The sequence below is a fragment of the Acinetobacter sp. 70_2 genome (genome assembly GCF_056736115.1).
This window is the reverse complement of sequence record NZ_JBWZIP010000015.1, coordinates 645,497-660,922: the sequence shown is the minus strand read 5'-3', so window position 1 is coordinate 660,922 and position 15,426 is coordinate 645,497. Positions and strand designations below refer to the sequence as shown.

Annotated in this window: 8 protein-coding genes; 1 reads left to right on the top strand and 7 read right to left on the bottom strand. The window is 38.1% G+C overall.

Annotation, left to right across the window (positions count from 1 at the left end; translation table 11 throughout):
- The first annotated feature begins 210 nt into the window (after positions 1–210).
- Positions 211–1,410, top strand: coding sequence for an MFS transporter (locus tag AC1PJ9_RS12080; RefSeq protein ID WP_263614017.1), 1,200 nt, complete (start codon positions 211–213; stop codon positions 1,408–1,410).
- A 26-nt stretch (positions 1,411–1,436) separates the two neighbouring features.
- On the opposite strand, the gene AC1PJ9_RS12075 is transcribed toward AC1PJ9_RS12080, so the two are convergent.
- From AC1PJ9_RS12075 to AC1PJ9_RS12045, 7 genes are all read right to left on the bottom strand, one after another.
- Positions 1,437–2,420, bottom strand: a complete 984-nt coding sequence (locus AC1PJ9_RS12075) for an ion transporter (RefSeq protein WP_263614903.1) — start codon at positions 2,418–2,420, stop codon at positions 1,437–1,439.
- Between the two features lie 138 nt (positions 2,421–2,558).
- Positions 2,559–2,993 carry a hypothetical protein gene (locus AC1PJ9_RS12070; protein ID WP_263614018.1) on the bottom strand — a complete coding sequence of 145 codons (435 nt, stop codon included), beginning with the start codon at positions 2,991–2,993 and terminating at the stop codon, positions 2,559–2,561.
- Between the two features lie 229 nt (positions 2,994–3,222).
- Complete coding sequence (locus AC1PJ9_RS12065) at positions 3,223–5,862, bottom strand: bifunctional aconitate hydratase 2/2-methylisocitrate dehydratase (RefSeq protein WP_263614019.1); 2,640 nt, start codon at positions 5,860–5,862, stop codon at positions 3,223–3,225.
- Between the two features lie 257 nt (positions 5,863–6,119).
- Positions 6,120–6,482: a hypothetical protein gene (locus AC1PJ9_RS12060; protein WP_263614020.1), complete on the bottom strand. Its 363-nt coding sequence runs from the start codon at positions 6,480–6,482 to the stop codon at positions 6,120–6,122.
- Positions 6,483–6,614: 132 nt separating this feature from the next.
- Positions 6,615–7,850 (bottom strand): lactonase family protein, encoded by a 1,236-nt coding sequence (locus AC1PJ9_RS12055; RefSeq protein ID WP_311087385.1) that lies wholly within the window; start codon positions 7,848–7,850, stop codon positions 6,615–6,617.
- Between the two features lie 256 nt (positions 7,851–8,106).
- Positions 8,107–12,612, bottom strand: coding sequence for a translocation/assembly module TamB domain-containing protein (locus AC1PJ9_RS12050; RefSeq protein ID WP_311087384.1), 4,506 nt, complete (start codon positions 12,610–12,612; stop codon positions 8,107–8,109).
- Positions 12,613–12,637: 25 nt separating this feature from the next.
- On the bottom strand, positions 12,638–15,364 hold the full coding sequence (locus AC1PJ9_RS12045; protein WP_311087383.1) for an autotransporter assembly complex protein TamA: 2,727 nt from the start codon (positions 15,362–15,364) through the stop codon (positions 12,638–12,640).
- Between the last annotated feature and the right edge of the window lie 62 nt (positions 15,365–15,426).

Below are 15,426 nucleotides of genomic sequence, written 5' to 3'. Positions count from 1 at the left end.
TTTTAAATATTTATACAACTCTTTGTAATACCTAAAGTATTACGTGCTCATCATATATAATTTATTAAAAAATTTCGATAAATTATTCAAAATAAAGATAAAATGCTTTTGCTTAAGATATGCAAACATACTCTCAATATTTTAGTTTTTTATTATTTTGATCTCTTTTCCCTTATACTTTCATTTTTGAGTCTGTTTTTTTAATTTATTATGGCGTCACCCCAATCTCCTTCATCCACACATCGGCATTATTCACTCTTTTTAGCAATTTTCTCACTCGCAGTAGGTGGTTTTTGTATCGGAACTACAGAATTTGTCGCAATGGGACTTATTCAGGAAATTGCTCATAACTTAAACATTACAGTACCTGAAGCTGGGCATTTTATTAGTGCTTATGCATTAGGTGTTGTTATTGGTGCCCCTATTATTGCCATATTGGGTGCCAAAGTCCCTAGAAAGACATTATTACTCGGTCTAATGCTGTTTTATGGTATTGCTAATGCTTGTACTGCTTTAGCTCACACACCAGAAACCGTTTTAATTTCTCGTTTTATCGCAGGTTTACCTCATGGTGCTTATTTTGGAGTCGGTGCCCTCGTAGCTGCTGAACTCGCAGGCCCATCACGCAGAGCTTCAGCGGTTGCACAAATGATGATGGGTTTAACCGTTGCTACGGTTATTGGCGTACCTTTAGCTACATGGTTAGGCCAACATTTTGGTTGGAGAGCAGGTTTTGAATTTTCAGCAACGATTGCATTTTTTACTTTAATTGCCGTAGCTTGCTTTGTACCCAATATTCCAGTTCAAGCTACTGCCAGCATAAGAACAGAATTAGCTGGGCTTAAAAATATAAATATGTGGTTAACCCTTGCAGTTGGTGCAATTGGCTTTGGAGGTATGTTCTCGGTATATAGCTATGTCTCACCCATACTCACTGAATACACAAAAGTTAATATCCAAATTGTTCCTATTGCGTTAGCGTTGTGGGGAATCGGGATGGTGATTGGAGGTTTAGCAGCTGGTTGGCTAGCAGATAAAAACCTCAATAAAACCATTGTAGGCGTACTCATTAGCTCAGCAATTGCCTTTGTTATTGCAAGTTTCCTAATGAGTAATATCTATACTGCGATTGCTTCTTTATTCTTAATCGGACTAACTGTAATGGGTTTAGGTGGGGCTTTACAGACACGCCTGATGGACGTTGCAGGCGATGCACAAACACTAGCAGCTTCACTTAATCACTCTGCCTTTAATATGGCCAATGCTTTAGGCGCATTTTTAGGTGGTTGGGTACTTAGCCATCAGATGGGTTGGATTGCACCGATCTGGGTAGGTTTCGTACTGAGCCTTGGTGGTCTTATTATCTTACTCATTGCATTTGCTGTAGAAAAAGTAACTCAAAAAGCCTGACTCTCGTCAGGCTTTTTGCTGAAATACTAGTCTGTTAACTTTTCACCACAGTGCGGACAATAGCATTTCTTCTCTCTCACAGATTCTTTTTCTTCTAATACCTTTTCTCGCATAATTTGGATAATCAAATTATGCGCTTGTTCTTTTGGTAACCCCACTTTTTGCCGAATACGTTCTATTTCAACTTCATCATGCAAGATATCAACACCACGCACTTGAAGTAACTCACGGAACTCTTGTTCAAGGCGCTGATTACGCTGATTAAGTTCATTGGCTAAACCAGAAGCTAAAATACCAGCTGGCAAAGCTGCAATCCCTACCCCTAAAATTGTAATTAAAGCCCCTAGTAGTTTTCCTAAGCTGGTCACAGGTGTGACATCACCATATCCGACTGTGGTTAAGGTAACGACCGCCCACCACATTGCTTTAGGAATAGAGCTAAAAGCTTCCGGTTGCGCTTTATTCTCAACCACATAAATACCAGAGGCAGTCATAATAATCATAATGATTAAAATAAAAATCACTGCCTGAAACGAACCTTTTTCTCTTTTAATGACACATAGCAATATTTGCAAAGAGATAAAATAGCGAGTTAATTTTAATAGTCGAAGTAATCGTAAAATTCTGAGCATACGAAGGTCTATTCGTACAAAGAAATTTAGATATGCAGGCAAAATTGCCATGAGGTCAATCAGCGCCTCTCCACTCTTCATCCAAGCAAAACGCTGCTTCCATGCAGCTTGTGTAGGATCACGCTCTACTACACTCCAGAGGCGTAAGAGGTATTCAACACTAAAAATCGTGATTGAAATATTTTCAAAGTAGTCAAACCATATACGATAGCTGTAATACAGATCGTTTACTGTTTCTAGCAATACCGCAATGACATTCCCAATAATTAAGAAAACCAAGAAGTAGTTAATACATCGACTTACTGTCGTTTCGTAATCATGGTCATGAAGGTTGTTATAGAAGAACTTACGTAATGTCTTCCAAGCTAAAATTCGCATACGGTTCTGAGCCACGTTATATTGAACATATATTAAGCTCACATACGTAAATTCACCACTATAGTGACCAATAAAATATTTTATTAATTGTATTAACTAAACAATCATAAATAATATTTCATATTTTCTAATTATATTTTAATGAGCAGCGACATATCTAAACTCATTTTCTTCCCACCATTGTACATCATAAATACCTGCATGTGACTTCAAAATGATATTAATATAATTTTGAAGCAGCATAATATGGTGAGTAATATCTAACTTTCTAAAAAGAAATCTTCTCAAAATTGGTGTATTCGGTGAAATGAATATCGCAAAGCCATTACTGTATTCTTCATACACACTAATACCGATATACATGGTGATCTCAGGTAATGGTACTTCTATTTCCCACCCCCAACTTTCAGCAGTTAATTCAATACTTAAGTGATATCTATTTTTCAATATACTATAAATATATTGTGCAATATCTTCAGTTTTCTGTACTAACGTATTTCCGTCTTCTGCTGATAAATTTTGATCATATAGATGGTAATCATCAAATTTAAATTCAACAATTGTCTTTAGCATTTTTAAGTTCCATATATAAAATACCCATGTTCTTTTTAATTATTTTTAAGTTCGTTCAATTATTTTAAAGCAAAATCTTCTTTAATATCTAGCCTTATATTTATTTTTACATTTTAAATAAACAAAACATGATCTATTTAATATTTTTATTTAAGAACTAGGTATTAATTCTCTTTTAAATAAAAAAGGAGCTGAATAATCAGCTCCTTTTTTGTACTAAATCGACAAATTAAGTCAATTGAGCAGCAGCAATTTTCTTAGTATCTACTTTATCAGCAGCATTTGTATATTCACCCATTTGGTCGAAATTCAAATATTTGTAGATGTCAGCAGACATACTGTCAATTTGAGCTGCATATTGTTGGTATTCTTCTGGAGTTGGTAATTTACCAAGTACAGCAGCAACAGATGCAAGCTCAGCAGATGCTAAGTAAACGTTAGAACCTTGACCTAAACGGTTAGGGAAGTTACGTGTAGAAGTCGATACAACAGTTGTATTCGGCGCAACACGTGCTTGGTTACCCATACATAATGAACAACCAGGCATTTCTGTACGTGCACCAGCACGGCCATAAGTGTTATAGAAGCCTTCTTCCATTAACTGATGTTCGTCCATACGTGTTGGTGGAGCCAACCATAAACGAGTTGTTAATGAACCGCTTGGTACTTTCTCAAGTAACTGACCAGCAGCACGGAAGTGACCAATGTTAGTCATACAAGAACCGATGAATACTTCATCAATTTTGTCGCCTTGAACGTCAGAAAGAAGTTTTGCATCATCTGGATCGTTCGGGCAGCAAAGGATAGGTTCTTTGATGTCTGACAAATCAATTTCATACACTTTAGTGTATTCAGCATCAGCATCAGCTTTAAGTAAGCTTGGGTTTGCTAACCATTTTTCCATGTTTTCAACACGGCGAGCCATCGTACGAGCATCACCATAGCCTTGTGAAATCATCCACTTAAGCATTGTGATGTTAGAACGTAAGTACTCAGCAACTTTCTCTTCAGAAAGTGTGATTGCACAACCAGCAGCTGAACGCTCAGCAGAAGCATCAGAAAGTTCGAATGCTTGCTCAACTGTTAAGTCAGTTTCCATTTCTGTTAAGTCGATTTCTAAGATACGACCAGAGAAGATGTTTTTCTTACCTTTTTTCTCAACAGTAAGATCACCTTCTTTGATTGCATAGTAAGGAATCGCATGTACAAGGTCACGTAAAGTGATACCAGGCTGCATTTTACCTTTGAACTTAACAAGAACTGATTCAGGCATATCAAGTGGCATTACACCAGTTGCAGCAGCGAAAGCTACAAGACCAGAACCTGCTGGGAACGAAATACCAATTGGGAAACGAGTATGCGAGTCACCACCAGTACCTACTGTATCTGGAAGAAGCATACGGTTTAACCAAGAGTGGATAATACCGTCACCTGGACGTAAAGATACACCACCACGGTTCATGATGAAGTCTGGAAGCGTATGTTGCATTTGTACGTCAACTGGCTTTGGATAAGCAGCAGTGTGACAGAAAGATTGCATTACTAAATCAGCAGAGAAGCCCAAGCAAGCTAAGTCTTTTAACTCGTCACGAGTCATAGGACCAGTTGTATCTTGAGAACCAACTGTAGTCATCTTAGGTTCACAGTAAGTACCTGGACGGATACCTTGACCTTCTGCAAGACCACATGCACGACCAACCATCTTCTGAGCTAAAGTAAAACCTTTGCCAGTGTCAGCTGGTTGTACTGGAGTACGGAACAATGTAGATGGAGCTAAACCTAAAGCTTCACGTGCTTTAGCAGTTAAGCCACGACCAATGATCAAGTTAATACGACCACCAGCACGTACTTCGTCTAAAAGTACTGGAGTTTTAAGTTCAGACTCAGCGATTTGTTCGCCATTTTTGAACGCAGTAACTTTTGCAGCAGCATGATCGATTTTAAGAGTAACTTCGTCACCCATGTTCATGTTAGAAACATCGATCTCTACTGGTAATGCACCAGCATCTTCCATTGTGTTAAAGAAGATCGGAGCAATTTTACCGCCTAAGCACACACCACCGTCTTTTTTGTTTGGAATGTGAGCAATTTCATCACCAAAGAACCAAAGCACAGAGTTTGTTGCAGATTTACGAGATGAACCTGTACCAACAACGTCACCTACATAAGCAACTTGGTTGCCTTTAGCAATAAGTTCTTTAATTTGGTTTAATGGACCAACTTCACCTGGTTTTTCAGGGTTGATACCGTCACGCTCGTTTTTCAACATTGCGTTTGCGTGTAATGGGATGTCTGGACGGCTCCACGCATCTTGAGCTGGAGACAAGTCATCAGTGTTTGTTTCACCTGTTACTTTGAACACAGTGATTTTGATTTCTTCTGGTACGTCTTTACGGCTAGTGAACCATTCAGCATCAGCCCAAGACTGTAAAACAGCTTTTGCATTAACATTGCCAGCTTTAGCTTTATCAGCTACGTCATGGAACGCATCAAATACAAGTAAAGTTTTTTTCAATGCTTCAGCAGCTAAGCTCGCTAATTCAGCATCATCTAGAAGCTCAACTAAAGGTGCTACGTTATAGCCACCAAGCATAGTACCTAGTAAATAAACTGCACGTTCTTTAGAAACTAGCGGAGATGTCGCTTCGCCTTTTGCAATCGCTGCCAAGAAAGCTGCTTTTACGTAAGCTGCTTGGTCAACACCTGCAGGAACACGGTTTTCAAGCAAATCAACCAAGAATGCTTCTTCACCTGCCGGTGGGTTTTTTAATAACTCAACAAGTTGAGCAGTTTGAGCATCATCAAGTGGCTTCGGTGGGACTCCGAGTGCGGCACGTTCAGCAACGTGTTGGCGGTAAGCTTCTAGCACGGTGTTCATTCCTCTTTTTTTAAAAAATTACTTGTAAATTCCAGCTTTCACAAAGCTTCACAAGTAATATGGACTACAAAATTTTACTAGAGTTCAAGCTAAAAGTTAATGCGCGCGGGGTGTTTCTCCGTGATGCCCATTATTTTGTAACTAAATACCCCTGTGTAAATAATGATCTTAATGACTGACTTATCATGCGATATTTTGATTTGAAAGAACACTCCACCTTAGTGGAGTGTTGACGATGTCTTGTACACTTAGAACTTTTTGTAGTTTGGCATTTTGTCGTGTGGTGTAACTAAGCACTCATCTGCCATTTGTTTTCTAATTTTTTCTTGTAGGGCTTCTGGGTTAGTTTTTAGTTCATCTTGTGGAATAGCATAAACTTTTTCAATAATATTCAAGATGAATTTTTTGGTGATCTCATCTTCAATTTTATTTGCATGTTCAACCGCTTGAGTCTTTTCAATTGCTTGCTGACGATCAAACACAATACTTCTAGCTGCATTTCCAACACTTGTACAAAAGCCATGCCATTGTTCTTCAGGTGTTAAAGGTTTTTTCTCTGTACAGCCGACTAACAACATACCCATCAAAACAAATAAAACTTTTTTCATCATTACTCTACACAGACTAAGCTGCCCACATCATACTGAATCTGACAAACTTTGCAAAAACTGCCATAAAAAACCGAGATAGAAATTCTCGGTCTTTTATAGGAAGTGTTAGAAATACTGATTTATCAATTCAGATTAATTAAAAAATTTAATATCAGTAGGCGTAGATATTTTTGCAGCATCGCCAGCAGGTTTTAAGCTACCGCTTTTTGCATCAAAGCGGAACAAACTAATATTATTACTGTATACATTCGTCACATACAGATATTTACCAGTCGCATCGAATGAGAAAGCTCGCGGTTCAATACCATTAGCTTTATAAACGACTGGTTGACCTAGCAAGCCATTTTGTTGAATTTTAAATACCAAAAGTTTATTGTCTGCACCACGATTGGCAGCAATTACATATTTGCCATCTGGACTAAGGATAATTCCACTCGCACTCTTAAATTCAGGTGTTTTATCTTCGTGCACCAGCTTTAGCTCAGCAATTTTTTTCAAATGTCCATCTTGCACATTAAACGCCACAATTTCACTTCGCATTTCTGCGGTAATGTATGCATGCTTGCCATTTGGTGAAAAGACCATATGACGTGGGCCAGACCCATGAATAAACGTCACATCTCGGCTACTATCCGCTTCAAGTGGTTGCGTTTTACTTGGGTTATAACGAAAGGCATAGACTTTGTCATTTCCTAGATCGCTCGCATATAAATACTTACCATCTGGGCTGAAAGTTGTCGAATGTGCATGACCACTTTCCTGACGACCTTTGACATGGCCAGAACCTTCTGAGAAAACAATATTTTGTACCATTTCACCTAAATGTCCATTTGGCAAAATTGGCAAAACAGCTACACCACCACGACCTTTATCGAATGCAGAATAGTTCGATACAAACAGGAATTTACCATCTAAACTGATTGAGGCGTGTGTTGGATGTCCTCCATGGCTATCCACTGTGTTCAGTACCTCTACCTTTCCGTTTTGAACTGATAAAGCAGTGACTTCCCCTGAGTTTTCTTCATTTGTTGTATATGCAAAACGGCCATCTTTCGATTTCACAATCCATGAAGGACTTTTCATTTTTAATACTTTAACAGGAGTCAAAGTCCCATCGCTATGCACTTGAAGCTGGTACAAACCTTCACTGGCCTGTTTTGGTTTTTGCACAAGTGGTGCATTAGGAATTGATGTCCAAGTTCCAACTAAAGCGATTTGTTGATCTGCAGCATTCACAGCGTTACCCCAACCAAGTGATAAAAACGTCACTGATAAGGTTGTTGTTAATTTTTGAATTAGCCCACGATATTTAACATTTGGCTCGTTATCCCTATTCTCTTTAATTTCAACACAAGTATCTTTTTTCACTGGCATTTCCTTGGAAAACTCACCTTATTTGCAATTATCAACAAGGCATTATCAATCTAACTTCATTTAATGATTCTGAAAATTAATTTATAAAATTGCAGTTTTCAAGTGAATTTTCTTTAATAAAAAACCTATTTAAAGCGTGACTCCTGCCAAAAAATTGATGATCTATATGATTAATAGCCAACTTTTAAAAAACATTATAAGGATGTAATAAAATAAGAGCCCACTGAAAGTGAGCTCTTAATTCATACATTTAGAAGCGCCAGTTGTAGAATAAGTCGATTGCTCTTTCTAAAGACTGACTTGCTTCTAAATATAAACGGCGGTTCATTTGATAACGCAAGGTAAGCTTGTTAACTGGCGTAAATACACCGACACCATAACGAATAAATAAGTCAGGGGTAATATATCCAGTTAAACTTACCTGAGTATCATCCCCTGTACCTTGAGCATCTAGTGCAAGTCCACTTAAACCAAAAGTACGACCAATTTGATTCGTTAAAGCACGAGTACCACCCAAGCCCATACTAATACCGGCAGCAGCAATTGTATTGTTTACATCAGATTTAAAACCTTCTGAATTACTTAAACCGCTAGAACCTTCATTAATACGACCTGTTACCAATGCATTTAATGCTTCTTGTTCAGATAAGCCTGCATCGTTATAAACTTGAATGTTTGGAGATGATGCAGTACCTGTGACACGAACGCCCACCATACTGCCCTGAACATTCTTATTCGCATCAATATCTAAAGTCGGGTTTGCCAACGGACCATTGAAACGGGCAATTGCACGGTTTAAATCTAAGCTTTGACCATAGGCTTCAATTTTCACTTTTTGGCTCACACCAATAGCACCCATTGCGCGCATTGCAGTTTCATAACCACGCTGAGTTAAGTTCAAACGACCTACTAAAGGAATATTACTGTTAAAGCCTTGGAAGATAACCTGATTACCAATATTTACCGAAATATCTGCACGAATATCCCAAGGTTTTGCTGCACGTAAAATTGCAAGTGGATCTTGGCCTTGACGAACAATACGGACATCTGAAGATGTATTAATGACAGGTGCCGTTGTTTCAGGCATTGAAATACGTGCACGAGGAACATCTACAGACCCTTTCAAACTTAAACGTTTATCGAAAGGATACATATCGAGTGTTAAATTCGGATTTGCAATTGCGGTAATTAATGGTGCTTGGCGTACCAGTAAGTTATCACCTTTTAAGTTCAACTGTAGACGTGGTGAATCTTTCCAGTCGAAACTACCTTTAAGTAAACCTACCCCTTGTCCACTGTTAAATGCACCATCAATTGTTGCCATATCCTGACGAATAGACGAGTACACTTGTACATTGGTTAAGTTCACTGGCAGGGAAATCATACTGATCGCCCCATTTTTCAAACGCATTTCACCCGTAAACTGCGGTTGGGTTAATGTACCATTCACTTTACCTGCTAAGGCTAAGGTACCACTCATTGAACGTACATCTTGAATGAATGGTTTTAAAACTTTTAACTGTACATCGTTAAAGGCCACCTCACCATGCATTGGCATAGAAGGTTGGTATGGGTTAATAATGACATTTGCATAGCCAGTACCAATATCAGGTGTTTTTACATCAACACGTAACAATAGACCTTCTGAAATACTCTTCGCGATTACGCTCAGTTCATCATAAGTCAATGTCGTTGGTGGGTCTTGAGGGTCTTCCGCTGCTAGACCTAGCTCACCTTTTCGTGTCACTAAACGTGCATCAAGTTTAGGGTGTCCACCATTTACCCAAGAAGCTTTTGCATAGCCATTGAGCTGACCCGTCATTGCCAAACCTTCTGGCATAAACGCAGCAAAATCGCCTAAATCCAGATTTTGGGTAACAAATGAAATATTGCCCTGTGCTTTACTTACACGTACAGGTTGGTCAAGACATAACTGACTACCTCTACTTTGCCAACAATGTTGTCCCACATATAACTCAGAACGTGCTGATGAGAAAACAACAGGTGCATTTTGATTTTGTGCTAAACGAATTCGACGCGAATCAAAACTACCTTTTTGAATTTGGCCTAACCAATCATTATTCTGGTTAAAACCGCCTGCTAACTGCACATAGAACTTAGAAACATTATTATTCGCCTGCACTTTTAATAAGTGCGCTTTTCGTGTTCCGGCCAAATTCACCTCAGCAGACTGGATTAGACGGCTACCACTACGCAAATTGTCTAGCTTTGCTGTGAGTTGAGTTGGCGTTGTTTCGGAAGTAGGAAGTTCACCCTGTACACGCAGTTTTTTAATACTCACTAAATTAGTATAGGCAAAGTTATCAACTGCAATATTAGCTGTAGCTTTCAAACGTGGTTGAGATTGGACACTCAAATCTCCATAAGCACGACCACTTAAACCAGGATACAACTCATAAAGTGCAGGTGCATTGAGCTTAATTTTTAAATTCTGCGCATTACCAGTCGCTTGCAACTGGTTCTGTGCATACACTAAAAATAGATTATTCGCTTCAAATTGTTGAGGTAAAAAGCCCTTTTGATTAGAATCCATCAATAGAGATAGATTACCCTTACCCCGAACAGGTTTATTATTTAAAAAGCCTGCAAGATTCAATTGTTGAATATCAATACGCTTTAACTTATCAGACCAAACACCTTGCGTTTTTACATTTCCTGAAATTTCGCCTTTTACACTAGAAACAAAATATTGAGGTTTAAAACGCACAAGCGAACTATTGATATCCCAAGCAATACGATCTTTTAAATTTAATGATCCAGCCGCATAAATTTTTCCAGCAACACCATCATGTTGTAACTGGTTAATTCGAATAAATTCTGGAGTACCTGCAATAGAGAACTTTAATAATCCATTGGCCTGATTAAGTGCTTTTAAAGATCCATCATAATTAACGGCAAAACCTTTAAAACCGCCACCAGCTTTAACATCATTAAATAATAAAGCTGCTGTACTTTTTCCAGCTAACGCAACAGTTTCTTGGTTTGCTTGAGCCAATTGGCCTTTTAAATCAATTTTTTCAAGTTGAATAATTTGTTGATTTGGCTTTGCAAAGCCATTTGCCTTGATTGATCCATTGAGTAGGTTAACCGGTGCAGCTGCATGAATACTTTGTGGATTAAAGTCTTTTGCATTTAATAAGGCATTCCATGCCAGCTGACGTTTTTCAGTAGGCAATAAAACTTTGGCCTGACCTGAAAGGCTACCTTTTTGAGCCACAAAATTAAAACTAGGAACATTAAGAATATTATCTTTAACATTCAACGTTGCCAGATATTGTCCAGCTGGTAATAAAGTCTGTTCATGCTGATATACTTTTGTCGAGACTTTAATATCTTGCTGACCATCTCGCAAAGTCAGCTCAACTTGACCACTATCACTGCTTAACCAACCTATATATGGCATAGCACGGTCTATTTTTGACCAAGCCACATTTATAAACATTGGCTGAGGTTTTTTATTCTTTTCAGGAGCTTGGTTTAATTTAAGTTTCCAAGACTCGTAACGATCAAAGTCTACATTAGCTAATACTTCAGTGCCTTTTTCTAAAGAGCCAGTGGAAGAAACGGCTGCATCTAAACTTGGTGGCAAGAAATCCTGAACGACTTGAGGAATCGCTTTATCTTTAGGATTAACATGATCTAAACGACCTTTTACATCCCAAGTGACATGATCTTTCCAGTTCACTAACCCTTTAAGGTTAATTGCACCTTTCATGACCTGACCATTAAAGTCAGTAATATTCAACTGGTGAACCAGATCGGTATTCATTAAGGCGTTGTATTGACCTTCAGGTAAATTTTCACCTTTTAAATCTGTATCAAGTGCTAAGTTCAGTTGTTTCACATCACCCTGAAACTTGATCACACCATTTTTAGCAAATAATTTTTGTTCGACCAGTAAAGGCAAGTGATAGTTTTTAAATAACAATGCACCTTGCATAGGTACTTCATGACGAACAGGATGTAAAACGACCCAACCTGTTAATAAATCTGGTGTTGTCGTTGCTACACCAGCTTGCAAAGTGTCTAAACTTCCTCGAGCTGCCACTTTAATATTTTGGATGTTTAAACTTTTTAAAGAAGGAATTCTTAAATCTGCAGTCGCATTAAGTGGATATTTACCACTAAAGTCCATATTTCCTGTTGCGTTATGAACAGAAAGATACCCCATATCCATACTTGAATTTTCAAACTTCAGCTTTGTCTCTGACCACAACGCATCATTTAGATGAACATCATGAAAATTTACAACAGAACCTGAATTTTTAATTTCTAAATGATCGACATCTGCCTGATCTACCCGCAGCACAAATGGCAATTTAATGGGTTTAAATCCAAATGGTTTATCTGATGGCGGAGCTTTATTAATAATGATTAAGTTACGTACATCTGCATTACTCAAATGCACTTCTTTTTCCAAGATTAAAGAACGCCATCCTAAACGAACATCAGCTCTATCTAAAGTAACATCGACTTCTGCTAACTGAACAATAATATTTTTAAGGATAATTCCTTTAAGTAAATTACCCCCTTCATATTCATATTTAATGACTTGCTGCGCCTGTAACACACGATCTAATAAGAAACGACTTCCACGGTCAGTCGACATCATAATAATGATAGAAGCAACAAGTAATAAAAGTATGATTAATATCGTCAGTAAGAAGCTACGCAAAATGCGTCGCTTCTTAGGAGAGTCAGGTGCCGAAGTGGGCTGCTGTTCTACTTCCGCCATAAAATAAACCTAATAAATTTTATTTTTAAAGTTGTGGACCAATAAAGAAATGCAAACGAATCGGATGATTATCATCAGAAATACCTGAAGCCACATCTAAACGAATTGGTCCAATTGGTGACTTCCAACGAATACCGACACCAACACTATAAGCACTCGGATTACTAAAATTCTTATCGTAAGCATTACCAAAATCAGAAAAAACAGCTGCTCGCCAACCTTCTTTGAATTGATAGTTATATTCCAAAGAGCCTATAGCTAAAGCTTGTCCACCAATCTTATATCCATTTTCTTCTGGTGAAAGACTTTTATAATCAAAACCACGAATTGTCTGATCACCACCAGTAAAGAATCTTAAATTATAGGGAACTTTATCAAATTCATCGGTAAAAATATAACTAAGATCAGATCGCCCCACAAACTGATGGTTATCGTTTTCACCTAAAGAATAAATAAATCTCCAACCCGCTGTTGCAATCGCCATATTAGCATCGGAAAGTAAACTACTACTTCCCAGTTCTATCTTATAGCTTTGTTTAAATGCTTTAGTTGGGTTTAAACGTGTATTACTTGAAGTTTTAGATGTTTCATAACCGAATAACAATGCTTCTTGTTCTGATGCAGCAGCTTTAAAAGCATCTGGTAACTCAGAAATATCAACATCCCCTTTTTGAGTTAAACGGTCCAGACGGTAACGTACCCCAATCGTATGTTGCCAATTTCCTAATGGCTTTTTAATAACTCGCTCACCACCCAATACGGCAGATTCAGTTAATAAACTCACATCAGGACCGATATTATCTCTAGTCTCGCGCTCATAACCACCTACAATGTTAAAGTAATCATTTAATGGGTGCTTATAAGGAATACTATAACGGCCATCTATAGACTGACGAATTTGTGAAAGTTCAAAGTTGGCGTCAAATGAATGACCATATTCATTGACAATCGAGCGGCGATATTGACTACGTAAACGAGCTCCCGTGTCAGTACCATAACCAACACCTGTTTCCAGACTATTTAATTTGTCAGCATTTAAAGTCACAATCACAGGAATTCGTTTTTCTTCACGTGCTTGGGCTTGTAAACGGTCTTGTTCCGATTCTTGTTCTGCGTGTTGTACTGCAGCAGTTTTTAAAGCAGCGGGGGCCGCAGCTAATTGTGCATTTTCAGTTCCAGCAAATTGTTTTTCGTCCACAACGTTTTGAGTAACTTCTTTACTAGATGAAGCTAACTGTCGTGCTTTAGCAAGCTGTTGTTGCTCAGGGGAAAGCAATTTCGATTCATCAATAGTGACATTTTGCTGATCAACCAATGCTTGCAAATCTGGCGGTAATTCAAGTGGTTTTTCAATTGGATCAGGTTTAATTGAATCGACCAAAGTGTAGTTAAAATAACGCGAGTTAGTCAGGTTATTGGCTAAAGCATTTACACGCCAGAATGTATAGTCATCACCCTCTTGCCAAGGTGCCATACTTTCCAAAATTTTTAACTTGATTGGCAATGGTTTGGATGGATCGCTCATACGAAACTCAACCTTACCAAGCTTATAGCGCTCACCTGTTTCATACTTGAGATTAATATCTGCTTTGTTTTCAGGTTGACTTACTTTCACATCATGTAAACGCCAGTATGCATCAAAATAACCGTTATTCGATGCAGCATCGACAATTCGGCTTTTGGTTGTTTCATACAGACCATGATTAAAAATATCACCTACATCTTGGTCTGGCACTAAACGAATAACCTGAAACTGTGGCTGTTTTGCACCAGCTCCACTAAATTCAATGTTTTGTTCATTAATTCGTACAGGCTCATTTGGAGTAACGTTAACACGAACGCGGCTTGCACTTAATTTTTCAAAACGAAACTCAGCATTGTAATAACCCACAGCTTGGGCAGCTTGGTTACTTAAACTTCTAAGCTGAGGTAACGCGGAATTAAAATCTTCAAATGATTCTTGGGTAAATGTAGATAATTTACCTTTAATATTTTTAGCGAGATCATCCGGAGCTCCACTGACCTCAGCAGTAATACGAGGTATTTGCTCCATCGGAATCACACGCGGTGGACGGATTTTATTTATTATTCGCTTAAAGAAACCTTTTTCTTCGGGTGGTTCTTCAGTCGCAGCTGTAAGCTCGGGTAAAGTTTTTCCTGTTTCATTTGCTTCAACTACAATCTTACTATCCGATTGAATCTCACTCATGAGTTGGTCAATATTTACAGGTGCTTGAGTAATTTCATGTAGTTCTGCTTGAGATGCATCATTGACCACCATTTCTGGATGTTTTTGCGTTCCATTTTGGAAGTTTTGCGCTTCAGTTTTTGCCTCTTCTGCTACCCGATAAATTTCGTTTGCCATGTTCTGGTCAACAGGCATAACAGGTAAGTCATCAAGGTTATCAAGCGTGATTGGCTTAAATTCTTCAATCTGATTTGGAAATTGTTCTTGTTGTTGCAATATAGCCAAGCTATCTTGTTGTTGCTGTGCTTGAGTTACAAGAGTCGCAATATCAGTAATCGGAACATCGTTTGGGTTATTTGTATTTGTTTGTTGTAATGATGAATCAGCTACCGTCTGGTTTGCGACTGGTGTTACAGTATCAGCCGAACTTTGAGCATAACAAGGATTAACACATAAACTTAACAATAGGCTGCTACAAATAAGTTTAGGTATACTCTGCATTTTTAAGATTAAATGCATAGAGTGAGAAAGAGTTGACTGTTTAAACTTAATTTTAGAAGGCATAGAAAACTCTAGACTTATTTTTTAATAAAACGCACCAAGGTAAGTGTAAAACTCACTCAAAA